Below are 21,278 nucleotides of genomic sequence, written 5' to 3'. Positions count from 1 at the left end.
GGCGCGTATTGGGTAATGCCGCGGCACATAGGGTCGCGTGTTTACTTTTGTCAGCTACTCTTGGAATCCAGGTGGCTAGGTGAAATTGAGCGCAAATGTTATCGCTACTTGCCGGTGAGCGAAGTTAACCTGTTTTTCGAGCCTTTTTCAGCGATGCCGTCCCAAACTTGGGAACTTTTCGACCAGCAAGACTCGCGGCTTTGATTTTCGGTGCGCGTTACGCTTCCCGAAAGCGGAAAATGCTTTTCAGGCAAGTGGTTTGCAACAGGCCGTAAACCAAGAAATAGTATAGGCACAATGTCCGGCGCAAGCAAAAATTCTGTAACCTGGGCAGAAGTCGACGAAAACGCGGCTGAACAGCGCATCGATAATTTCCTCGTAAAAACACTGAAAGGCGTACCGCGCAGCCATATCTACCGGCTGCTTCGCAACGGTGAGGTGCGCGTCAACAGCGGCCGGGTGGCGCCGACATATCGCCTGCAGACCGGCGATAAGTTGCGTATTCCACCGGTGCGCACTGCGCAGGTGTCGATGCGTGCGCCTGCGATCGGCCCCCGCCTCAAAGCGGAAGTCATCTTCGAAGACGAATATCTGCTTGTGCTCGATAAGCCTGCTGGTATCGCCGTGCATGGCGGCAGCGGTGTCAGCCGCGGCGTGATTGAGCAGATACGGCTCGAGCGCCCGCAACTGAAATTCATCGAGCTCGTGCACCGACTCGATCGTGAGACTTCGGGATTATTGCTGCTGGCGAAAAAGCGGACGGCGCTGCTCGGTCTGCATACGGCAATGCGCGAGGGCGCCGTCGAAAAGCGCTATCTTGCCTTGACATCTGGCGCATGGCGCAATGCCAGGCAAAACGTGCGGTTGCCGTTGAAGCGATACCTGACGGCAAGCGGCGAGCGCCGCGTCGCCGTGGTGGAGGACGGGCAGACGACGCACACCGTGTTCACGCTCGAACGCGGCTGGCGCGATTTCAGTCTGCTGAATGCCGAATTGAAAACCGGCCGCACGCATCAGATTCGTGTGCACCTCGCGCATCTGGGATTTCCGATTGCCGGCGACGACAAGTATGGCGATTTCGCCCTCAACCGCCAGCTCGCCAAATGCGGCCTGAAGCGGATGTTTCTGCACGCTGCCAGCCTGGTCGTCAAACATCCGCTAACAGGCGCGCTCCTGAATCTGAACGCTCCACTGCCACAAGAGCTTTCGGCATTCTTGCAGACGCTGGATGATCGCTGATCAATCCCCGGTAAATTTTCGTGAAATCAAGAAAATATGATTTGCTGGTATTCGACTGGGACGGCACTTTAATCGATTCGGCCGCGACTATCGTCGCATGTCTCAAAGCCGCCAGCTGCGATCTCGATCTGCCGGAACCGACTGACCAAAGCGCGCGCCACGTTATCGGCCTCGGCCTCGACGAAGCACTCGCGCATTTATGGCCGGGGCTGCTGCCGGAATCCGGGCGGGCGCTGGTTGAGCGCTATCGACACTATTTCCTTTCGCGCGATCACGATATTCCATTGTTTCCTCACGTCTCGGACGGCATCAAGGGACTGTATGAAGACGGTTTCCTGCTGGCGGTGGCGACCGGAAAAAGCCGACGCGGGCTGGATCGTTCGCTGGAGGCAACTGGCCTCGCGTCTTATTTTCACGGTACGCGCTGCGCCGACGAAAGCTTTTCGAAGCCGCATCCCGGCATGTTGCTCGATCTGATGGGCGCACTTGGTACGCGGCCCGGGCGTACGCTGATGATAGGAGATACGACGCATGATCTGAAAATGGCGGAAAACGCACGGGTGGCGAGCCTGGCGGTGAGCTATGGCGCGCACGCGGAGCAGGGGTTGCTCGCGCATTCGGCACTTGGCTGCATGCGCGACTTTGCGGAAGTGTCGGCCTGGCTCACTGCGAACGCTTGATGCGCGAACCCTTGATGCGCGAACGCCTGATTTGCGCGAGCGCCGACCTGGCGAACGGGGTGGACGGCGTCCGCTTCGCTGTCACGGATAACCGCGACTCTGCGTTCGTCATTCGCTTCTCTGGGCGCGTTCATGCTTACATCAATCGCTGCGCGCACCAGTCCGTCGAGCCTGACTGGGAGCCCGGCAAGTTCTTCGATCAATCCGGGTTATACTCGATTTGCGCATCGCACGGCGCGATGTATGAGCCGGACAGGGGCCGTTGCGTATTGGGGCCGTGTAAAGGTGCAGGTCTTGAAAAACTTCGTGTCGCCGAGCGCGACAATCGCGTTTACTGGATCGCCGCAGTAGATTCCGACCCGGATGGCGATCCCGGACGCAATTCATAAATCTCGAAAGGCAGGATATGGCAGATCCGGAATCGAATCGCGGCTGGGAGAAGGACGTTCTGGAAAAGCTTGCGTTATCGGCGGTCCGCGAACAGCGCAGGAGCCGCCACTGGGGCATCTTCTTCAAGATGCTGACGCTCATCTATCTGTTTATCTTGCTGTTTATCGCCATGGGATGGCTGGGCAAAAAGGACATTCCGTTGCCGGGCAAACACACAGCCGTTATCAAGCTGGATGGCGTCATCGCCGCCGACGGCTCGGGCAGCGCCGAACAAATCAACCAAGGCTTGCAGGACGCGTTTAAAGACAGCAATACGCGAGGCGTGATCCTGCGCATCAACAGCCCCGGCGGCAGTCCGGTGCAGGCCGGTTATATCAACGACGAAATGCGGCGGCTGCGGATCGTGCACCCGAACATTCCGCTTTACGCGGTGGTCGAGGATATTTGCGCATCGGGCGGCTATTACGTCGCCGTCGCGGCCGACAAGATTTACGTCGACAAGGCGAGCCTCGTCGGCTCGATCGGTGTGTTGCTTGACGGCTTTGGATTTACCGGCGCCATGGAAAAGCTCGGTGTCGAGCGGCGCCTGCTGACGGCCGGGCAGAACAAAGGGTTCCTTGATCCGTTTTCACCGCTGACCGAAGAAGACCAGGCCTACGCCAAAACCATGTTGACCGATATTCACCAGCAGTTCATCCAGGTCGTGCGCGAAGGCCGCGGCAAACGGTTGAAGGAAACGCCCGAAATTTTCAGCGGGCTGGTATGGACCGGCCAGAGAAGTGTCGAGCTCGGATTGGCTGACGCGCTCGGCAGCGTCGAATACGTCGCCCGGGAAATCGTCAAGGCCGAAAACATCGTCGATTTCACGCCGCGCGAGAGCGTCGTCGACCGCTTCGCCAAGCGCTTCGGCGCAATGGCCGCCGAAGCTATGCTGCGCATGGCTACACAACTCCGTTGAAAATAGATACGCAATAACGCGCGCTAAGGTGCGGCCTGAAACAGAAAAACCGCAGGTTGCCTGTGCAAATCGGGGACGGCTTTTCTCCATTCAGCGATGGTTTTGGTCTGCACCATCTCCGCCGGCAAGGTCAAGTTTGCGGCGATGCAAAGCCGCGTTGCCGGCTGCGCGCATTCGAGAAGGCTGGCCAACAGATGGCGATTTCGATACGGCGCCTCGATGCAGATTTGCGTCATGCCGCGGACTTTCGATTCGGCCTCCAGTTCGCGAATGCTCGTCTCCCGATCAGCGCGTGCGCTGGGCAGATAGCCGTGAAATGCGAAGCGCTGCCCATTCAGACCGGACGCCATTAAGGCGAGCACGATAGCCGACGGTCCGATCAGCGGCACGACACGTATCGACTGCCGGTGGGCAAGTTCGACCAATGCTGCGCCGGGATCGGCGATACCGGGACAACCCGCCTCCGACATCAGACCGACGTTCCGCCCCGCGAGCAGCGGCGCGAGCAAATCAGGAATGGTTTCGCTGCGCGTGTGCTCGTCGAGCACCTGCATTTCGATCGCCGCGAGGGGCGCTTTCACGCCGAGTCGTTTGATATGCCGACGCGCCGTCTTGCAGTTCTCGACAACGAAATCGGTGACTTCAGCGATTTCGGGCAGATGCTCGATCGCGCTCTCGCCAAGGCCGAGCGCGACAGGGATCAAATACAGTTTGCCGTTTGTCATCGACCGTATTAGATAACGAGAACGCCTTCGTTTTGCAGCATGCCGACCAGCGCGATGAGCGGCAGTCCGATTAATGCGTTGGGATCGTCGCCACTGATTCTTTGAATCAGCGCGATGCCCAAGCCTTCGGTTTTGGCGCTGCCCGCGCAGTGATAAGGCGCCTCCCTGTGCAGATAACGCCCGATTTCCGCATCGTCAAATGATCTGAACGCTACACTGTTACGGACGACTTCTCCCTGCATATTGCCGCTGTCGCTGTTATACAGGCATAGTCCGGTATGGAAATCGACAGTTCGGCCGCTTGCTGCGCGTAGCTGGCGCAACGCATTGTCGAAATTGCCGGGCTTGCCCAACTGGACGCCGTCCAGAATCGCGACTTGATCGGACCCGACAATCAGAGCCTTGGGGTTAATTGAAGCCGCGGCGTGCGCTTTGGCGATACTCAAGCGCAAAGCGATTTGCTCAGGTCGTTCATCCATTGCGGGGTGTTCGTCGATGTCGGGCGCGAATACCGAAAATGGCAGGCCCAGCCTCGCCAAAAGTCCCCGCCGGTAAACCGAGGACGAGGCCAGCACGATGGGCAATGGTGTTTGCGGTGGATTCAATAGGGCGATGTTTTGACAGAAAAACCGCGAAATAATATTATGCCGCGTTTACGATGATCAATGCCGCGCTTATGTCGATCCAGACGATATCCGCGCTTTCGTTTGCTATTAGCGGCCAGAATTCGCGCGGCATTATCGAAGTTGCGGCTCTGCAACGTCTTCACGATCAACTTCACGATTACATCGGGAGCGTCGCCTACTCGATTACCGGAGCATGCGCCGCCGGCAAGCCGAATCTGCACGTCAGCGTCACCGGTATGCTGAACGTGCGATGCGAACGATGTCTGGAGCCGTTCGCATACAAGATTGTGATCTCGTCGAATTTGACCCCCGTCCAGCACGCGCTTCCCGATTTGATGGACGAAGATGATACTGTCGAGAGCATTCCGGCTGAGGATATGATCGACGTCATCGCTCTGGTCGAGGAGGAAATTCTGCTGAGTTTGCCGATCGCGCCGCGGCACGAAACAAACGTTTGCAGCGCGGCCGGCGCGGCAACGAAACGAGAGCAGCGCTCGGCGGGCCTTGGTCAGTTGAGCGTGTTGATCAAAGAATCGAATCATTTCGATGCAAATCAGGAGTAAGCAATGGCAGTCCAGCAGAACAAGAAATCCCCGTCCAAACGCGGCATGCATCGCGCGCACGATTTTCTGCCCAACCCGCCGCTTGCCGTGGAGCCGACCAGCGGCGAGATTCATCTGCGTCATAACATCAGTCCGAACGGCTATTATCGCGGCAGAAAAATCGTAAAAACCAAGGACGATTGACACGGCGTTTGGGTTAGCGGGCGTGACTGTCCGGCTCGCTCGTCGATCCCGCTGGTTCACTGACTAGCCTGTTACGTCGGGCTTATCGCTGCAACGATGAAGCTTACTGTCGCCATAGATTGCATGGGCGGCGATCATGGTCCGCACGTTACCGTGCCGGCCGCGCTGCGTTTCATGAAAACCGCGCCGGATACCCATGTCGTTCTGGTCGGTTTGCCGGATGCAATCGAAGCCGAGTTGCGCAGTCGTCGCATTCCCGGCGGCGCACAGCTCAGGGTTCAGCCGGCGTCCGAAACAGTTAGCATGGATGATGCGCCGGCGGTCGCGTTGCGCAACAAAAAAGATTCATCGATGCGGGTCGCCGTCAATCTGGTCAAAAGCGGTGAAGCGCAGGCCTGCGTATCAGCCGGTAATACCGGCGCTTTAATGGCGATTTCGCGCTTCGTTCTGAAAACTTTACCTGGCATCGAGCGACCGGCGATCGCGAGTGTGATGCCGACCTTGAGGGGGCGTACCTATGTGCTCGACCTGGGCGCCAACGTCGATTGCACGGCGATGCACTTGCTGCAGTTCGGCATCATGGGCGCCATGCTGGTTCACGCTGTTGAGCATGAAGACCGGCCGAGCATAGGCCTCCTGAACATCGGTCACGAGGCGATCAAGGGCAACGAAGTCGTCAAACAGGCTGCGGAGTTGTTGCGCGATTCCGGCTTGAACTTTTACGGCAACATCGAGGGCGACGATATCTACAAAGGCACGACCGACGTCGTCGTGTGCGACGGTTTCGTAGGCAATGTTGCGCTGAAAGCATCCGAAGGGTTAGCGAAAATGCTCGCCAGCTATCTGCGCCAGGAGTTCAGGCGCAATGTTTTTACCCGGCTTGCGGGATTGGCGGCGTTGCCGGTCATCAATGCATTCAAGCATCGCGTCGACCCGCGCCGCTACAACGGGGCGAGCCTGCTCGGCTTGCGCGGCATTGTGGTTAAGAGCCATGGTTCGGCCGATGAGATGTCGTTCGAAATCGCAATCGGCCGCGCAGCCGATGAGGTACGCAACGACGTCCTGCGCGAAATCAGCGAGCGCATGGCCAATCTGCACGTGAGAGCGGCGTGAGCTACGCGCGCATCATCGGCACCGGCGGTTATCTGCCGGAAAAGGTCGTGACGAATCGCGATCTGGAACGTGTCGTCGATACGACAGACGAGTGGATTTTTACGCGGACCGGCATACGCCAGCGGCATATCGCCGCCGACAGCGAAACGACCAGCGATCTTGCCCTGCATGCCAGCAAGACTGCGATCCGCGCGGCGGGCATGGCGCCGCGCGATATCGGCCTGATCATCGTTGCGACGACGACCCCCGACATGGTTTTTCCGAGCACCGCCTGTCTGTTGCAGGAAAAACTCGGCATTAGCGGCGGGCCTGCTTTTGACGTGCAGGCAGTATGCAGCGGCTTCGTCTATGCACTGGCTACGGCCGATCTGTTCGTGCGCAGCGGCCACTGCCGCACAGCACTCGTTGTCGGCGCGGAAATCTATTCACGCATCCTCGATTGGTCTGACCGCGGCACTTGCGTGCTGTTTGGCGATGGCGCCGGCGCCGTTGTTATCGAAACCGCGGATACGCCGGGAATTTTATCCAGTCACCTGCACGCCGACGGCAGTCACAGCCGGCTGCTCGCGGTTCCGGGTCAGGTCAGCGGCGGCAAGATCAGCGGAAAACCGCTGCTGACGATGGAAGGCAACGCGGTATTCAAATTCGCCGTCAAGGTGCTCGGCGAAATGGTTGACGAAGCCCTGGCCGCGAATCGATTGCAGAAAGCCGACATCGACTGGCTGATTCCGCATCAGGCGAATATTCGAATCATTCAGGCCACCGCAAAAAAAATCGGGCTCGGCATGGAGCGCGTCGTCACGACTGTCGATCGCCACGCGAACACGTCCGCTGCATCGATTCCGCTTGCTCTCGACGAAGCGGTTCGCGATGGCCGCATCAAAGCCGGACAGCACGTTTTGCTCGAGGGAGTCGGCGGCGGCTTTACATGGGGCTCGGTGATGGTGCGCTGGTAGAACCGATGAAGTTGCTGATGGTGTTCCCCGGGCAGGGCTCGCAATCGCTGGCGATGATGGCTGCGTATGAGGGCTCGCCGGCGATTCGGCAAACGTTCGAGGAAGCATCGGAAACACTGCAGCAGGATTTCTGGAAGCTCGCACAGCTTGGCCCGCTCGAAGCGCTGAACCAAACGGTCAATACCCAGCCGCTGATGCTGGTAGCAGATGTGGCGATATTCCAGGCCTGGCGACAACTGGGCGGCCCGGCGCCGGATTTAGTAGCCGGACACAGTCTGGGCGAGTACCCGGCGCTGGTAGCGGGCGGCGCGCTTCCTCTTGCCGATGCTTTGCGTTTTGTGCGGCAACGAGCCGACGCGATGCAGCAAGCGGTTCCGGAAGGGACAGGCGCGATCGCCGCGATCGTCGGACTTGACGATGAAGCCGTGATCGCGCTCTGCGCCGAGGCAGCAGGAGATCAGCGCGTCGAGGCTGCGAATTTCAATTGCCCGGGCCAAGTCGTCGTTGCCGGGCACAAGGCAGCGGTCGAACGCGCCCTGGAAATTGCGAAGCAGCGCGGCGCGAGAAGAGCGTTGCTGCTGCCGATGAGCGTTCCTTCGCATTGCTCGCTGATGCAGTCCGCGGCGGAGAAGTTGCACGAAGTCTTGCAAGCGCTGCCGCTACGCGCGCCATCCATAGCGGTCATACAAAATGTCGATGCTCGAACGCACGCTAGCGCCGACGAGATACGGCATGCGCTACTCCGTCAGCTTTCCCATCCGGTGCGCTGGGTCGAGACCATTCAGGAAGCCGCCCGCCAGAGCATCACGCATATTCTGGAATGCGGTCCGGGGAAAGTGCTGACCGGCCTCAACAAACGGATCGACGCGACGCTGCAATGCGCATCGCTTCACGATACCGAAGCGTTACGCAAAGCCATGACAATGCTGGCACAGCATGCGGAGACCAATTGATGCTGCGCGGACAAATCGCCCTCGTTACGGGCGCCAGCCGCGGCATCGGATTCGCTATCGCCCGGCAACTCGGCCAGCACGGTGCGACGGTGATCGGTACGGCAACGACTGAAGCCGGCGCCACAGCGATAAGCCGCAGCCTGAGCGATGCGAATATCACCGGCTGCGGGCTGCTCCTGAACGTCGAAAACAGCGCGCAGTGCGAGCAGGTCGTTCTGGAAACTCAGAAGCGTTTTGGCGACATCACCGTTCTGGTCAACAATGCCGGCACGACCCGCGACAACCTACTGATGCGCATGAAAAATGCGGAATGGGACGACATCATGTCGACCAATCTGAAATCCGTCTATCTGCTGAGCAAGCTGGTGTTGCGGCCGATGGCCAAAGCGCGCGCCGGACGAATCATCAATATCACTTCAGTCGTTGCTGCCATGGGCAACGCCGGTCAGACCAATTACGCGGCGGCAAAAGCCGGCATGATCGGCTTCAGCAAATCTCTGGCGCGGGAACTCGGCAGCCGCAACGTCACGGTCAACTGCGTCGCCCCCGGTTTTATCGAAACCGACATGACGCAGGCACTTTCAGCCGCGCAACGCGATGCGCTGCTCCAGCATATTCCGCTCGGCAGGTTGGGGAGCGCCGAGGATGTTGCCGCAGCGGTTCTATTCCTGGCAACGCCGCAGGCATCGTATATTACCGGCAGCACGATACATGTGAACGGAGGGATGCACATGGACTAGGGCTCGCGAAATCCAGCCCTGCGTCAGTTCGTGTTCTGTAACAACACCAAGTTTGCTAAAATCGAAGATATCGCTGGCCTCCGGCCGGCATTCTATGAGAGGTGGAGAACTAGATGGATAACGTTGACCAGCGCGTAAAAAAAATCGTTGCCGAGCAGTTGGGCGTCAACGAAGCGGAAGTGAAGCAGGAGTCGTCGTTTGTCGACGATCTCGGCGCCGATTCGCTAGACACCGTCGAACTTGTCATGGCGCTCGAAGAAGAATTCGAATGCGAAATTCCCGATGAGGAAGCGGAAAAAATTACGACCGTGCAGCAAGCCATAGACTACATTAGCGCCCATTCCAGCTAAAGCCCGGCCCACCGCTTAGCGGTATCGAAGCGCAGATGGCCAGGCGCAGAGTCGTCATCACCGGGCTCGGCATCGTTTCGCCGGTTGGCAACAGCGTGGCGGAGGCTTGGGCGAATGTTGTAGCAGGAAAATCCGGCATTACCCGCGTCACGCGTTTTGACGCGTCTCAGTACAATTCGCAAATCGCCGGCGAAGTCAAAAATTTCGATGTCACACGCTATCTGCCGGCGAAGGATGCGCGGCGGATGGACACTTTCATCCACTATGGCATGGCGGCGGCGATCGACGCGATCAAAGACTCCGGCATCGAAGTCACCGGGCAGAATGCCGAGCGCATCGGCGTCAATGTCGGCTCCGGCATCGGCGGCTTGCCGATGATCGAAGATACCTTCCAGGCGGCATTGCAGGGCGGTCCGCGCAAGATTTCTCCGTTCTTCATTCCCGGCACCATCGTCAACATGATCTCGGGCAACCTCTCGATCATGTATGGCTTGAAGGGGCCGAATCTCGCGATCGTGACGGCCTGCACGACCGCCACCCATTGCATAGGCGATTCGGGGCGTCTGATCGAATATGGCGACGCCGACATCATGATTGCCGGCGGCGCCGAATCGACGGTTTCGCCACTCGGCATCGGTGGTTTTGCGGCAGCGCGCGCGCTCAGCACACGTAACGACGATCCGTCGACCGCGAGCCGGCCGTGGGACCGCGACCGCGACGGTTTCGTGCTCGGCGAAGGCGCCGGCGTTCTCGTGCTCGAAGAGATGGAACATGCCAGGGCGCGCGGCGCCCGCATTTATGCCGAACTCGCAGGCTTCGGCATGAGCGCGGATGCCCATCATATGACGGCGCCTTGCGAAGACGGCGAAGGCGCGGCGCGGTGTATGAACAACGCGTTACGCAACGCCGGTATTGCCGCAACCACTGTCGATTACATCAATGCCCACGGCACATCGACGCCGCTTGGCGATATCGCGGAAACGGTGGCGGTCAAACGATGCTTTGGCGACCACGCGCGTACCTTGAAAGTCAGCTCGACGAAATCGATGACCGGACATCTCTTGGGCGCGGCCGGCGGCGTCGAGGCCGTGTTTTCGGTGCTTGCCATCAAACATCAGATTGCGCCGCCGACCATCAACATCTTCAATCAGGATGCGCAGTGCGATCTCGACTACGTGGCAAACGCCGCGCGCGATATGAAGATCGACGTCGCGTTGTCCAACTCGTTCGGGTTCGGCGGCACCAACGGCAGCCTCGCTTTCACCAAAGTCTGAAGCGCAGCGCTTCTACCTGCGCGCGTGTAGACCGCGACGCTTCAACCAAAAGGCTGCCCATGACTGTGCTGGTCAACGGCGTCAAGCGCGATGAAATCGCCGTGCACGACCGCGGGCTCGCGTACGGCGACGGCGTATTCCGCACGTTGCGTGTCGAATCGGGAAAGCCGCAATGCTGGGGCCGGCACTTCCAAAAGCTGCACGACGATTGCGCGGCAATCGGCATTGTCTGCCCGGATCGCCCTGTGCTCGATGCCGAACTCGCCGAGCTTGCCCGCGATCATCGCGACACCGTCATCAAAATCATTGTCACGCGCGGTGCCGGCGAGCGAGGATATGCGCCGCCGCGGAATCCCGGCGTAACCCGCGTACTACTGACGGCGCCATTGCCCGTGTACCCCGAGCGCCATTATGATTTCGGGATTTGCGCCCGCATTTGTTCGCTGCGGCTCGCATTCCAGCCGCGGCTCGCCGGCATCAAGCATTTGAACCGGCTCGAAAACGTGCTGGCGCGCGCCGAGTGGGATGATCCTGACATTGCCGAGGGCCTGCTTCAGGACCCCGACGGAAACGTGATCGGGGCGACCATGTCGAATCTCGTGATGATAGAGCAGGGCGCTTTGCTGACGCCTGACTTGACACGCTGTGGCGTCGCCGGCGTGCAGCGCGACCGCGTGATCGACGCTGCGTCACAACACGGTATGCCAGTGAAAATCGAATCGATCGCTCTCGATCGAATGTTTCGCGCCGACGAGCTCATTCTGGTCAATAGCGGCTTCGGCGCGTGGCAGATTCGTCGCATAGGCGAAACGAACTGGGGACGCGGCGCGCATATCGGCACGATCCGGCGGTGGTTGCGTGACGAGAGCTAAACGCTATGCGGCAACGTTTGCGGCGCTCGTATTTGTCGCAGCGCTGGCGGCGGCAGGATGGTTGGCCTATTACGCCCATCAACCGTTGCAGCCTGCGCAACTTCCGCTGTCTTTCGCGGTCGAGAAAGGCAGCAGCCTGCGCAGCGTCGCCCGTCAAATGGTTGGTTACGGGATAATCCACGAGCCTTGGCAATTCATTGCGATCGCGCATATTTTAGGGCAGGCGACAAAAATCCAGGCCGGAAGCTATGAACTGATAGCCGTTATTACGCCGCTGCAGTTGCTCGACAAGATTACGCGCGGTGAAGTCAGCCAAAGCCAGATCACCTTTATCGAAGGCTGGACTTTCAAGCAGTTGCGCAAGGCTTTGCAAGACCACCGCGCACTCAAGCACGATATGTCCGCCATGAGCGATGCAGAGATCTTGCAGGCGCTGGGCCTGGACGAATCTTCGCCCGAAGGTCTGTTTTTTCCGGACACCTATTCGTTCCAGAACGGTTCCAGCGAATTGAGCATTCTGAGGCGAGCAAATCTCGCGATGCAGGCGCGCGTCGACGAACTGTGGGGAAAGCGTCCCGCGGGCCTGCCTTTCGCCGATCCCTACGAAGCGCTGATTCTCGCTTCAATCATCGAAAAGGAAACCGGCGCCGAGAGCGAGCGCGCGATGATCGCGGCAGTCTTCGTAAACCGTCTGCGGCTAGGCATGAGGCTGCAAACCGATCCAAGCGTGATCTACGGGATTGGCGACAAGTTCGACGGCAATCTGCGCAAACGCGATCTTTCCGATGATCACCCGTACAACACCTATACGCGTGCCGGATTGCCGCCGACCCCGATCGCGATGCCCGGCCTCGCTGCACTGACCGCGGCGTTCAATCCAGCGTCGAGCCCGGTCTTGTATTTCGTGTCGAGAGGGGACGGAAGCTCGGCGTTTTCCGCGTCTCTGGCCGAGCACAATCGCGCCGTGAACCAATTCCAGAAAAGCCCCAAGCGTAAGCCGTGACGACGGGAAAATTCATCACGCTTGAAGGCATTGACGGCGCCGGCAAAAGCAGCCATGCCGAGTGGCTACTCGATCGCTTGCGCAGCACTGGACACGACGTCAAACTGACTCGCGAGCCGGGGGGAACCGCGCTCGGCGAGAAGCTTCGCGAGTTGTTATTGGAGCGCAGCATGCATGTCGAAACCGAAGCACTCCTGATGTTCGCGGCGCGCAGCCAGCATTTGCACGAGCTGATCTGGCCGTCGTTGACTACTGGAACCTGGATTATCTCCGACCGGTTCTCGGACGCAAGCTACGCCTATCAGAGCGGCGGAGGGAGACTTGCGGAGGCAAAGATTGAAGCGCTCGAGCGCTGGGTGCATCCAGGCTTCAAACCGGATCTGACTCTGCTGTTCGACTTGCCGCCCGAAATCGCCCGGGATCGCACGTCGAAAGCACGGCCGGCGGATCGCTTCGAGCAAAAAACGGTCGAGTATTTTCAGCGCGTGCGTGAGGTCTATTTGCGGCGCGCGGCAGCAAGCGCTGGCCGCATCCGCATCATCGATTCGGCACAAGCGACTGATGTCGTTCGACAACAAATCGAGCAATCGATTGGCAACCTCTAACAGCGGCGTTCTCGGCTGGCACGCTGCGGCGTGGCAAAGCATTGTGGGCGAAAAATCGCGATGGCCGCACGCGGTTCTCCTAAAAGGGGAGCGCGGGATCGGCAAACTCGCTTTCGCGCAGGAGCTTGCGAAAGGTTTGTTGTGTGAAAGATCCGAAACGCTAAAGAGCTGCGGCGACTGTACGGGATGCAATTTGATAGCTGCTGCCTTGCATCCTGATTTCAGGGATGTCGTCCCCGCCGCGGCAAGCCCCGAAATCGACGAGATCGCTCTCGACAGAGCGCGCGACAAAGCCAAAAAACCCAGCGCCCTGATTTTGATAGAGCAGATTCGTGAGCTGACCGATTACGTCAATATTCGCTCGCAACGCGATGTAGGAAAAGTGATCGCTCTGTATCCAGCCGAATCTCTGAACGTCAATGCCGCGAATGCTTTGCTGAAAATGCTGGAAGAGCCTCCACCGCGTACGTATTTTTTGCTGATCACTCATGGCGCACAAAAGCTGCTGCCGACGTTGTTGAGCCGATGTCGCCAAATAGCCTTGCCGGCTCCTGATCGGCAGCAGGCTTTGGGCTGGCTGGCCGCGCACGGTATCCGTCAGCCCGAACTGAGCCTGGCGCAGGCCGGCGGTGCGCCGTTACAAGCCGCCGGATTCGATGGCGATTACTGGGTGCAGCGGGCGTCGCTGCTTGCGCATCTGACAGCCCCCCGCTTTGACCCCCTCGCGACGGCCGAGGCGCTGCGGCGCCATGAGATGGTTTGCACTGTAGATTGGTTGCAAAAATGGGTTTTTGATCTCATTTTTTTAAAGGTTGTCGGAAAAATCCGTTATTATCCGGACTGCGGCGAGGTTTTGAGCAAGCTCGTAAATGGTTTAGATAGCCGCGAGATGATCCGTTTTTCGAAAGAATTATCGGATCAGCGCGAAGTAGCAGGTCACTCCCTGAATGCCCAACTCTTTACAGAACAATTGATGCTTTCCTATTCCCATCTGCTGCGCTCTGGCCGATATGGTTGACGGTCAACCTCCTCAGCCGGCCGCGCGCCCTGGCGTCTTGTCGCTGAACATCAAGGAAAAGGCTGCTCTTTATGCCGCTTACATGCCATTCCTGAAAGGCGGCGGCATGTTTATTCCAACCACAAAAACGTTCCGGCTCGGCGACGATGTTTTCATGCTGGTCAGCTTGATGGACGACCCGATCAAGCTACCGATTACCGGCCGCGTCGTCTGGATCACGCCAGCGGGGACGCAGGGAAACAAGGTTCCGGGAATCGGCGTGCAGTTCAGCGGCGACGAGTCCGGTATTGCGGCGCGCACCAAAATCGAAAATCTGCTCGGCGGCCACTTGCAGTCGCCTAAACCGACCCACACGATGTGACCGGTTGCGTTTTTCAGCACGGAGAGGCTGGCGCACATTCGTCAGCAACAATCCGGCGCCGGTTGTCAACGTCATAAATGCTCGTCGACTCGCACTGTCATCTCAACTTTCCGGAACTGGTATCCGATCTCGACGCGCTTCTGGCGAAGATGCGCGAAAACGACGTTGCTTATGCCTTGTGCATAAGCGTCACCATGGGAGAGTTTCCGCAGGTGCTGTCGATCGCGGAAAAGCATCCGAACATCTTCGCATCGATCGGCCTGCATCCCGATTATCCGGATGAAAAAGAACCGGAAGTCGCCGAGCTTACGCGCCTTGGAGCGCACCCGCGCGTCATCGCGTTCGGCGAAACCGGTCTCGATTACTTCCGGCTGACCGGCGATCTCGAATGGCAGCGCGATCGCTTCCGTAACCATATACGGGCAGCGCGCGCTGCCGGTAAACCGCTGGTCATACATACTCGCGCGGCTGCGCAAGATACCATGCGCATCCTGCGCGAGGAGGGCGCCGAAGCCGCGGGCGGCGTCATGCATTGTTTTACGGAAAGCCGGGAAATCGCGCAGAACGCGCTCGATCTCGGCTTTTATATTTCGTTTTCCGGTATCGTGACTTTCAAGAATGCGCACGCGCTGAAGGATGTTGCGCGCAGCGTTCCGCTGGATCGTCTGCTGGTCGAAACCGACGCGCCTTACCTGGCGCCAGTTCCCTATCGCGGAAAAACCAACCAGCCCGCGTTCGTCAAACACGTTGCCGAAGAGATCGCAAGGCTGCGCGGCATATCGTTCGAGGAAATCGCGGCGGCGACCACCGATAATTTTTTCAATCTGTTCCACACGGCGCAGCGATGAAACCAGTATCGATAGCAGCGATTGGGTTGATCATGGCGCTGATCTCACAGGCGTTTGCCGGCGCCTATGACGATTTCATGCGGGCGGTGATGCAAAACCGCGCGCAACTTGTGCGTCAGCTCTTGAGCAAAGGGATCGACGTGAACACGACGGACGCGAGCGGCAATAGCGCGTTGGCGCTGGCCGTCCGCGAAGGCAACCACGAAGTTGTCGAAGTGCTTTTGCAAGCCGGCGCCAAGCCCGACATTCAAAACGAGTATGGCGAGACGCCGTTGATGCTGGCCGCGATCAAAGGCGACAAAGCGACCGTTCTGCAATTGCTCGCAGCGGGCGCGCGCGTCACGCAGCCGGGCTGGAATGCGCTGATCTACGCGGCGACCTATGGTCATGATGATTTGCTCAGATTGCTCCTGGAGCGCGGCGCCGATATAGACAGCGTTTCCGAAAACGGAACGTCGGCGCTGATGATGGCCGCGCGCGGCGGCTACAAGGAAGCGGTGCTGACTCTGTTGGAATATGGCGCAGATATCGACCAGAGAAACGGTGCGAGTGGAACGGCGCTGGGCTGGGCGCTGGATGCAGGTCACCAGGAGATCGGCGAACTTCTGATAAAAGCTGGTGCGACGAAGTAAAACCCGGGGCACCTTTATGGATGCATCGGGACAATCGCGAAATAAAGTTCTGCGCCTGGGCTGGGCCGCTGTTGCCGTTATGGGCGTGTTTGCCGTCGCCGCGGTGCTCAATGCGCTAAGCCCGTATGTACTCTGATCGGCTCAGCCGCGTCACGCTGGCCGCGGCCGCGCTCGTCGTCGCCTACAAGCTCGATGCGATCATCGTCACCGTTCGCTGGTGGTAAAATATTCTTCGTGTTCAATGGAGAGACGACCATGCTGAACGTGAAGATCGAGGGCGAGCTCGCCGAGGGCATCGAAGCCGAGGCCAAGCATGACCGCGTTCAAAATCGCGCTGCTCGAACCCGGGATCTGAACAATGACGAAAGCATAAGTGCGGCAGCGAGGCGATCGCCGCCGCGCGCATGCGGCGCCGTGATCGTCGCATCGAATGTGCCGCAGGCCTTCGCGCTTTGAATCTTCGCAACCACGTTCCAACATCGCACGTAGTAATCCCACCGCGGCGAGTCCGGTGTCAACCCAACCAGCGCAAAAACCCAGGCCTCGACTTCGGGCCAGGTGACCGGCATTTCGCCGTAAGGGTAAGATCGAGGATCATGCCCCGCAGCGCGGAGCATGAGGTGTGCTAGGACTAATATCTGCAACGAAAACTGAGGACCGGAGTGACGCGATCTTATGCACCTGTCTTTCGCATAATGTATATTATGTTAAATGACAAGGGAATTCATCTTCCAGCCCAATACTGAATTTATTTCCAGCCCAATAATTTCCCGGGCGTCCCGCGGATATGCCGCACAGACTCGATGCCGATGTCGCTTCTGGCCCCCTTTCATACCCAATATAATCGCTACTTGATGTTAGAAGCCAGCCAACTCTCGTGTGAGCGTGGGCACCGCCTTCTTTTCGATGGAATTTCCTTTCAGCTGGAAAGCGGCGGCTTGCTGCGTGTGTCGGGCCCTAATGGCAGCGGCAAGACGAGCTTGTTGCGCATCGTTTGTGGGCTGATCAGCCCGCTGCGTGGAAGGCTCGCCTGGAAACAAAAACCAATGACCGTCGGCAATGAAGCGGCTTTGGATATCCGCTACACAGGGCATTTGACTGGCCTATCGGAAGAACTCAGCGCGCGGGAAAATCTGGCTTTCTACGCAGCGATGGCGCGAGTCAAGGCGGCAACAACGATCGACCATGCGCTCGCGCGGCTGGAGCTCGCCCAGCAAGCCGATCTCCCCGTGCGCTGGTTGTCGCAAGGCCAAAAACGTCGGGTCGCGCTTGCCCGCCTGGTTCTCGAGCCGGCGCCGCTTTGGGTGCTCGACGAGCCCTTTACCGCTCTCGATCAGAGCGCGATTGAGATCGTGCAAGGCCTGATTGAAGAGCATCTGGCAGCCGGCAATATGGCGCTGATTTCCACTCACCAGGAGGTGCCGATTCGGGCGCGTTCCGTTCAGCGGATCCGTTTGGGCGCTTGACCGGACAAAGCTATTTCGCACTCCTGCGCAGTGTGGTCGCGCGCGAGATACGGATGGCCCTGCGCCGCCGTGCCGATACGCTGACGCCGCTCGTGTTCTTCGTGATGGTTACGAGCCTGTTTCCGCTCGCTATTGGTCCCGAGCCCGACACCCTGCGCACAATCGCGCCGGGCGTCATCTGGGTCGCAGCTCTGCTTGCAGCTTTGCTATCACTCGATCATTTGTTCCTCTCGGATCATCGCGATGGCACGCTCGAGCAATTGGTGCTCGCGCCGTTCCCGCTGACGCTGATTGTGTCGGCGAAGATCGCATCGCACTGGTTGCTGACCGGTGTTCCGCTGATCTTGATGGCCCCGGTTATCGCGCTGCAGTTCGATCTGTCGGCCGATTCGATTCTGGTGCTGCTTGCATCCTTGTTGCTGGGTACGCCGGCCTTGAGCCTGATTGGCGCGACCGGCGCAGCTTTGACGCTGGGATTGCGGCGAGGCGGTGTCCTGATTGCGCTCTTGGTGCTGCCCCTGACTATCCCGCTATTAGTCTTTGGCGCCGGAGCGGTTGAAGCCAGCAGCGCTGGACTCGGGGCGGACGCGCATCTTTCGCTCCTTGGCGCCTTGCTAATCGCTGTGGGATTGGTAGCGCCGTGGGTGACGGCGGCGGCCTTACGTGTTTCTCTAGATACTTAGACGCAATACTTCACGTACTACACAAAAAACGGGTGAACTTAGCGAACAGCCGTGCTGATCGTCACGTTGACGTTCTTGCTGCCGACCTTGACCGCTTTGCTGAAGCCTTCCAGATCCCCCCTCCTCGCTATCGCAGCTCCAGTTCTGGATATTCTTGCCCCGATAATGACCTGTTTGTAAGCAGAAATCTTCAGTTCAGGAAGAAGCGCCGAAGCGTCGGTCAAGGCAAACGACACGGGCAAATCCTTGACCTGCTTGCGGATCACGGCGAGCGGCACTTTCTGATTCGCGGCTCGAGCGAAAATGAAGACGGTATCGGTCGGCTTGACTCGACCGGCGAGCGCTTGGCTTAGACTGACCGTGCCGGCCACGCCGCCAGGCCCTGCGTCGAGCTCGGGTTTGGCCTCTTCGCCGGCCGGCGTTTTGGCTTCGCTGACGCCCGCTACCAACGGTGTTTCGCCTATGTCCGACGCCGGCGCAGCTTTCTTTTTTCCCGGGGTTTTTTCCCGATTCAGAGCCGCGAGCTGCTGCGCCTTGGCAATGCCCGCGGCAATATCACGGCTGAATTCGGATTCGGGTGGAAGGCTCTTAAGGAGTTTGTCCCAATGGGCGACGGCAACCATGTAATCCCGGCCGTCGAAAGCCGCGCTTCCGGCCAGGGTCAACGCTTTCGCATTGTCGGGATCGAGCTTGAGCGCTTTATTGATGAGCTCCAGGGGCTTGCCGACAAGGCCCTGCCCGACGTCGATCGCCAATGCGTCGGCATAATCGACCAGAACCTGCGCGTCATTCGGCGCCAGGGCAGCGGCCTTGGCGAAAGCCAGTTGGGCATCGCCGTAGCGCCGCATCGAATAATAAGCACGCCCCAGCAATGCCCAGCCTTGCGCATCCTGCGGACTCTGCTCAAGCCGGCCGGCGAGGCGCTCGACCATCTCGACGACTTGCTCCGGCGTGAACTGCTGCTGCGGTTTTTGTGCAGTGATTGCCCGCGCGGGCGCGAGTCCCTGCTGATTGCCTAACAGCGCATAGAGGACAATCGACGTGAGCGGAATGACTGCGGCGAGCGTTATCGCTACGCGTCGATCGTTAATACGGACAGCTTTGGAGCTGGAACTTTGCTGCTTGGGGACATCCTCGATCAGGCGACGCTTCAATTCGTCGCGCGCCTGCGCATATCGCTCTGGACTCAGATTTCCAGCACGCAAATCAGCGTCGAGTTCGGCGAGCTGATCGCGATGAACTTCGACATTGAGCTCGCTTCGCGGCGTCGCAGCGTTTAAGCGCGCTCCGCGCAGCAAAGGCAAAACGACAAACAGCAGGGCGACGCCGGACAGCGCCAGCGCGATCAGCCAGAACGCCAGCGTCGTCAAGTTCGGTCCGCAGGTTCGGGGGCGCCGGGCTCGGCTGCGCTTGCCGAGCCTTCGAGCAACGCCTGGGCGCGCTGTTCCTCGGCTTTAGTCAGCTTGACGGTAATCATGCGACGGCGCTGTTGCGCAACCTTGAAGATCACGACAGCGCCTGCCATCAGCAGCAGAAACGGTCCGAACCAGAGCATCGCGGTCGACAATTTGACCGGCGGCCGGTAGCGCACGAAATCGCCATAGCGTTGCACCATGAATTCCATTATCCGAGCATCGCTGTGGCCGGCTGCGAGCTGTTCCCGGATCTGCCGGCGTAAATCGATGGCGAGGTCGGCGTCGGAATCGGCAATCGTCTGGTTCTGGCAAACCAGGCAGCGCAGCTCTTCGGCAATCAGCAGCACGCGTTTTTCGAGTGCCGCATCCCTGGCCGTCGGCAGCGCGGATTTGGACGGCGCCGATACAGGCGCCGTCGGCGTGGTCGGCGTCTCTCCGCGAGCCAGATTGCTCGACCCGATTATCGCGAACACGATCGCGCATACCAATGCCAACACGGAGGCGATGACCTGCAGTGGTCCGCCGCCGTTATTCCAACTTGAGAGCGGCAAATCAGGCGCCGGCATTCAACTTGTGCACGAGAGGGATGATGGTGTTTTGCACCGCCTCGCCGGACAGCGGGCCGATGTGCTTGTAGCGGATGACACCGGCCTTGTCGATCACGTAGGTTTCGGGAACACCATAAACACCGTAATCGATGCCCACCCTGCCCTCGCGGTCGAAAGCGGAAAGCGCATACGGGTTACCGAACTGCTTGAGCCAGTTGAGCGCGTCCTCGCGTTTATCCTTGTAGTTCAGACCGTGGATCGGCACGACGCCGGCTTTTGCCAGATCCAGCAGGACGGGATGCTCGTCGCGGCACGATACGCACCATGAAGCCCAGACATTCAACAGCCATACACGGCCGCGCATATCGTCCGCCGAAAAGGTTTTCGCGGGCTCGCCGAGCTGCGCGAGCCTGAACGGCGGCGCGGGTTTGTCGATCAGCGGCGACGGCACTTCGTGCGGCTTCAGCGTCAGTCCGACGCCGAGGAACAGCAGCAGCAATAGAAATACGCCGAGCGGCAGCAGAAAACGCGTCATGGTGATTGTTCCTGACCCTTCGACGGCTCAGAGCCTGCCCTCGAATACCCCCCGGTTAGCACCTTCGAGGGCAAGCTTAATCGTGGGGCGAACGGCGAATTGGCAACTTTATTCGGGGGGCAGGACATTAGTAGTTTCCGCCGCGGCCAGCGCCGGGCGCCGGGTTTACGACCAGCGTCGAAGCGGGCTGTGCCTTCGTGGCCTGCGCCTTCCTCACTGCGTCGGCAGCTTCGGGCGGCATGTAGTTTTCATCGTGCTTGGCGAGCACCTGATCGGCACGAAACACACCGTGGCCGTCGACCTTGCCCTGCGCGACTACGCCTTTGCCTTCGCGGAACAGATCGGGAAGGATGCCGATGTAGACGACTGGAATCCGGTTCACCGTATCAGTGACCATGAAGCGCACAGTCAGGCCGTCGTCGCCGCGCTGGACGCTGCCGTTTTCGACCATGCCGCCGAGGCGCAGATTGCGGCCCTGCGGCGCTTCACGGGCAACAATCTGGGTCGGCGTGAAAAAGAATACAAGATTACCTTCGAAGGCG

The 21,278-nt window shown here is 59.3% G+C and carries 28 protein-coding genes; 22 read left to right on the top strand and 6 right to left on the bottom strand.

The window, feature by feature from the left end; genetic code table 11:
- Positions 1–297: 297 nt before the first annotated feature.
- From H0V78_09430 to H0V78_09415, 4 genes are read left to right on the top strand one after another with little or no spacing between them, the layout of a single operon-like run.
- Positions 298–1,239, top strand: a complete 942-nt coding sequence (locus tag H0V78_09430; GenBank protein ID MBA2351985.1) for an RluA family pseudouridine synthase — start codon at positions 298–300, stop codon at positions 1,237–1,239.
- A gap of 20 nt (positions 1,240–1,259) precedes the next feature.
- On the top strand, positions 1,260–1,919 hold the full coding sequence (locus tag H0V78_09425) for an HAD-IA family hydrolase (protein MBA2351984.1): 660 nt from the start codon (positions 1,260–1,262) through the stop codon (positions 1,917–1,919).
- Positions 1,919–2,308: a Rieske 2Fe-2S domain-containing protein gene (locus H0V78_09420; GenBank protein MBA2351983.1), complete on the top strand. Its 390-nt coding sequence runs from the start codon at positions 1,919–1,921 to the stop codon at positions 2,306–2,308. Before H0V78_09425 ends, H0V78_09420 begins: the two co-directional genes overlap by 1 nt.
- Positions 2,309–2,325: 17 nt before the next feature.
- The gene (locus tag H0V78_09415) at positions 2,326–3,267 is read left to right on the top strand and encodes a S49 family peptidase (protein ID MBA2351982.1); all 942 of its coding nucleotides are present in this window, start codon (positions 2,326–2,328) and stop codon (positions 3,265–3,267) included.
- A gap of 23 nt (positions 3,268–3,290) precedes the next feature.
- On the opposite strand, the gene H0V78_09410 is transcribed toward H0V78_09415, so the two are convergent.
- Entirely contained in the window at positions 3,291–3,992 is a 702-nt protein-coding gene (locus tag H0V78_09410; protein ID MBA2351981.1) for an SAM-dependent methyltransferase, read from the bottom strand.
- An 8-nt stretch (positions 3,993–4,000) separates the two neighbouring features.
- A complete protein-coding gene (maf, locus tag H0V78_09405) occupies positions 4,001–4,576 on the bottom strand; it encodes a septum formation inhibitor Maf (protein ID MBA2351980.1) in 576 nt (191 codons plus the stop codon).
- A 74-nt stretch (positions 4,577–4,650) separates the two neighbouring features.
- On the opposite strand from maf, the gene H0V78_09400 reads away from it, so the two are divergent.
- From H0V78_09400 to ccmB, 18 genes are all read left to right on the top strand, one after another.
- On the top strand, positions 4,651–5,181 hold the full coding sequence (locus H0V78_09400) for a DUF177 domain-containing protein (protein ID MBA2351979.1): 531 nt from the start codon (positions 4,651–4,653) through the stop codon (positions 5,179–5,181).
- 3 nt (positions 5,182–5,184) lie between these two features.
- Entirely contained in the window at positions 5,185–5,364 is a 180-nt protein-coding gene (gene rpmF, locus H0V78_09395) for a 50S ribosomal protein L32 (GenBank protein ID MBA2351978.1), read from the top strand.
- Between the two features lie 96 nt (positions 5,365–5,460).
- On the top strand, positions 5,461–6,477 hold the full coding sequence (plsX, locus tag H0V78_09390) for a phosphate acyltransferase PlsX (GenBank protein MBA2351977.1): 1,017 nt from the start codon (positions 5,461–5,463) through the stop codon (positions 6,475–6,477).
- Positions 6,474–7,433, top strand: a complete 960-nt coding sequence (locus H0V78_09385; GenBank protein ID MBA2351976.1) for a ketoacyl-ACP synthase III — start codon at positions 6,474–6,476, stop codon at positions 7,431–7,433. Before plsX ends, H0V78_09385 begins: the two co-directional genes overlap by 4 nt.
- 5 nt (positions 7,434–7,438) lie before the next feature.
- A complete protein-coding gene (fabD, locus tag H0V78_09380) occupies positions 7,439–8,386 on the top strand; it encodes an ACP S-malonyltransferase (GenBank protein MBA2351975.1) in 948 nt (315 codons plus the stop codon).
- The gene (gene fabG / locus H0V78_09375; protein ID MBA2351974.1) at positions 8,386–9,126 is read left to right on the top strand and encodes a 3-oxoacyl-ACP reductase FabG; all 741 of its coding nucleotides are present in this window, start codon (positions 8,386–8,388) and stop codon (positions 9,124–9,126) included. Before fabD ends, fabG begins: the two co-directional genes overlap by 1 nt.
- A 113-nt stretch (positions 9,127–9,239) precedes the next feature.
- Complete coding sequence (acpP, locus tag H0V78_09370) at positions 9,240–9,476, top strand: acyl carrier protein (protein ID MBA2351973.1); 237 nt, start codon at positions 9,240–9,242, stop codon at positions 9,474–9,476.
- A 35-nt stretch (positions 9,477–9,511) separates the two neighbouring features.
- Positions 9,512–10,750 carry a beta-ketoacyl-ACP synthase II gene (gene fabF, locus H0V78_09365; GenBank protein ID MBA2351972.1) on the top strand — a complete coding sequence of 413 codons (1,239 nt, stop codon included), beginning with the start codon at positions 9,512–9,514 and terminating at the stop codon, positions 10,748–10,750.
- Positions 10,751–10,809: 59 nt separating this feature from the next.
- Entirely contained in the window at positions 10,810–11,622 is an 813-nt protein-coding gene (gene pabC / locus H0V78_09360) for an aminodeoxychorismate lyase (protein MBA2351971.1), read from the top strand.
- Positions 11,609–12,625 (top strand): endolytic transglycosylase MltG, encoded by a 1,017-nt coding sequence (gene mltG / locus H0V78_09355; protein ID MBA2351970.1) that lies wholly within the window; start codon positions 11,609–11,611, stop codon positions 12,623–12,625. Before pabC ends, mltG begins: the two co-directional genes overlap by 14 nt.
- Positions 12,622–13,230, top strand: a complete 609-nt coding sequence (locus H0V78_09350) for a dTMP kinase (protein MBA2351969.1) — start codon at positions 12,622–12,624, stop codon at positions 13,228–13,230. The genes mltG and H0V78_09350 overlap by 4 nt, the downstream gene beginning before the upstream one ends.
- Positions 13,187–14,248: a DNA polymerase III subunit delta' gene (gene holB, locus H0V78_09345; GenBank protein MBA2351968.1), complete on the top strand. Its 1,062-nt coding sequence runs from the start codon at positions 13,187–13,189 to the stop codon at positions 14,246–14,248. The genes H0V78_09350 and holB overlap by 44 nt, the downstream gene beginning before the upstream one ends.
- On the top strand, positions 14,241–14,609 hold the full coding sequence (locus H0V78_09340) for a PilZ domain-containing protein (protein ID MBA2351967.1): 369 nt from the start codon (positions 14,241–14,243) through the stop codon (positions 14,607–14,609). Before holB ends, H0V78_09340 begins: the two co-directional genes overlap by 8 nt.
- 77 nt (positions 14,610–14,686) lie before the next feature.
- Positions 14,687–15,457 carry a TatD family hydrolase gene (locus tag H0V78_09335; protein ID MBA2351966.1) on the top strand — a complete coding sequence of 257 codons (771 nt, stop codon included), beginning with the start codon at positions 14,687–14,689 and terminating at the stop codon, positions 15,455–15,457.
- Positions 15,458–15,489: 32 nt separating this feature from the next.
- Positions 15,490–16,089 carry an ankyrin repeat domain-containing protein gene (locus tag H0V78_09330; GenBank protein ID MBA2351965.1) on the top strand — a complete coding sequence of 200 codons (600 nt, stop codon included), beginning with the start codon at positions 15,490–15,492 and terminating at the stop codon, positions 16,087–16,089.
- A 255-nt stretch (positions 16,090–16,344) separates the two neighbouring features.
- Complete coding sequence (locus H0V78_09325) at positions 16,345–16,545, top strand: hypothetical protein (GenBank protein ID MBA2351964.1); 201 nt, start codon at positions 16,345–16,347, stop codon at positions 16,543–16,545.
- A 398-nt stretch (positions 16,546–16,943) separates the two neighbouring features.
- A complete protein-coding gene (gene ccmA, locus H0V78_09320) occupies positions 16,944–17,555 on the top strand; it encodes a cytochrome c biogenesis heme-transporting ATPase CcmA (GenBank protein MBA2351963.1) in 612 nt (203 codons plus the stop codon).
- The gene (gene ccmB / locus H0V78_09315; GenBank protein MBA2351962.1) at positions 17,552–18,238 is read left to right on the top strand and encodes a heme exporter protein CcmB; all 687 of its coding nucleotides are present in this window, start codon (positions 17,552–17,554) and stop codon (positions 18,236–18,238) included. Before ccmA ends, ccmB begins: the two co-directional genes overlap by 4 nt.
- Before the next feature lie 38 nt (positions 18,239–18,276).
- Here ccmB and ccmI read toward each other — a convergent pair whose 3' ends face one another.
- The 4 genes from ccmI to ccmE form a co-directional block, all read right to left on the bottom strand.
- Positions 18,277–19,608, bottom strand: a complete 1,332-nt coding sequence (gene ccmI / locus H0V78_09310) for a c-type cytochrome biogenesis protein CcmI (GenBank protein ID MBA2351961.1) — start codon at positions 19,606–19,608, stop codon at positions 18,277–18,279.
- The gene (locus tag H0V78_09305) at positions 19,605–20,219 is read right to left on the bottom strand and encodes a cytochrome c-type biogenesis protein CcmH (protein MBA2351960.1); all 615 of its coding nucleotides are present in this window, start codon (positions 20,217–20,219) and stop codon (positions 19,605–19,607) included. Before H0V78_09305 ends, ccmI begins: the two co-directional genes overlap by 4 nt.
- Positions 20,206–20,736, bottom strand: a complete 531-nt coding sequence (locus H0V78_09300) for a DsbE family thiol:disulfide interchange protein (GenBank protein ID MBA2351959.1) — start codon at positions 20,734–20,736, stop codon at positions 20,206–20,208. The genes H0V78_09305 and H0V78_09300 overlap by 14 nt, the downstream gene beginning before the upstream one ends.
- A gap of 127 nt (positions 20,737–20,863) precedes the next feature.
- Positions 20,864–21,278, bottom strand: a 415-nt coding sequence (gene ccmE / locus H0V78_09295; GenBank protein MBA2351958.1) for a cytochrome c maturation protein CcmE, incomplete at its 5' end; no start/stop codon positions are given.

This window comes from Burkholderiales bacterium (genome assembly GCA_013695435.1).
Classification (GTDB): Bacteria; Pseudomonadota; Gammaproteobacteria; order Burkholderiales; family JACMKV01; genus JACMKV01.
Note: the sequence above shows the minus strand (reverse complement) of the source record. Positions and strands in the feature narration are given on the sequence as shown.

What these genes read in the sequence shown, in the direction of transcription:
- H0V78_09335 (MBA2351966.1), top strand. Translation starts at nt 14,687, where the DNA reads ATGCTCGTCGACTCGCACTGTCATCTCAACTTTCCGGAACTGGTATCC.
- plsX (MBA2351977.1), top strand. Translation starts at nt 5,461, where the DNA reads ATGAAGCTTACTGTCGCCATAGATTGCATGGGCGGCGATCATGGTCCG.
- H0V78_09325 (MBA2351964.1), top strand. Translation starts at nt 16,345, where the DNA reads ATGCTGAACGTGAAGATCGAGGGCGAGCTCGCCGAGGGCATCGAAGCC.
- ccmA (MBA2351963.1), top strand. Translation starts at nt 16,944, where the DNA reads ATGTTAGAAGCCAGCCAACTCTCGTGTGAGCGTGGGCACCGCCTTCTT.
- holB (MBA2351968.1), top strand. Translation starts at nt 13,187, where the DNA reads ATGTCGTTCGACAACAAATCGAGCAATCGATTGGCAACCTCTAACAGC.
- H0V78_09410 (MBA2351981.1), bottom strand. Translation starts at nt 3,992, where the DNA reads ATGACAAACGGCAAACTGTATTTGATCCCTGTCGCGCTCGGCCTTGGC.
- acpP (MBA2351973.1), top strand. Translation starts at nt 9,240, where the DNA reads ATGGATAACGTTGACCAGCGCGTAAAAAAAATCGTTGCCGAGCAGTTG.
- H0V78_09420 (MBA2351983.1), top strand. Translation starts at nt 1,919, where the DNA reads ATGCGCGAACCCTTGATGCGCGAACGCCTGATTTGCGCGAGCGCCGAC.
- H0V78_09305 (MBA2351960.1), bottom strand. Translation starts at nt 20,219, where the DNA reads ATGCCGGCGCCTGATTTGCCGCTCTCAAGTTGGAATAACGGCGGCGGA.
- fabF (MBA2351972.1), top strand. Translation starts at nt 9,512, where the DNA reads ATGGCCAGGCGCAGAGTCGTCATCACCGGGCTCGGCATCGTTTCGCCG.
- H0V78_09400 (MBA2351979.1), top strand. Translation starts at nt 4,651, where the DNA reads ATGATCAATGCCGCGCTTATGTCGATCCAGACGATATCCGCGCTTTCG.
- H0V78_09430 (MBA2351985.1), top strand. Translation starts at nt 298, where the DNA reads ATGTCCGGCGCAAGCAAAAATTCTGTAACCTGGGCAGAAGTCGACGAA.
- H0V78_09330 (MBA2351965.1), top strand. Translation starts at nt 15,490, where the DNA reads ATGGCGCTGATCTCACAGGCGTTTGCCGGCGCCTATGACGATTTCATG.
- pabC (MBA2351971.1), top strand. Translation starts at nt 10,810, where the DNA reads ATGACTGTGCTGGTCAACGGCGTCAAGCGCGATGAAATCGCCGTGCAC.
- fabG (MBA2351974.1), top strand. Translation starts at nt 8,386, where the DNA reads ATGCTGCGCGGACAAATCGCCCTCGTTACGGGCGCCAGCCGCGGCATC.
- H0V78_09415 (MBA2351982.1), top strand. Translation starts at nt 2,326, where the DNA reads ATGGCAGATCCGGAATCGAATCGCGGCTGGGAGAAGGACGTTCTGGAA.
- H0V78_09300 (MBA2351959.1), bottom strand. Translation starts at nt 20,736, where the DNA reads ATGACGCGTTTTCTGCTGCCGCTCGGCGTATTTCTATTGCTGCTGCTG.
- rpmF (MBA2351978.1), top strand. Translation starts at nt 5,185, where the DNA reads ATGGCAGTCCAGCAGAACAAGAAATCCCCGTCCAAACGCGGCATGCAT.
- fabD (MBA2351975.1), top strand. Translation starts at nt 7,439, where the DNA reads ATGAAGTTGCTGATGGTGTTCCCCGGGCAGGGCTCGCAATCGCTGGCG.
- H0V78_09340 (MBA2351967.1), top strand. Translation starts at nt 14,241, where the DNA reads ATGGTTGACGGTCAACCTCCTCAGCCGGCCGCGCGCCCTGGCGTCTTG.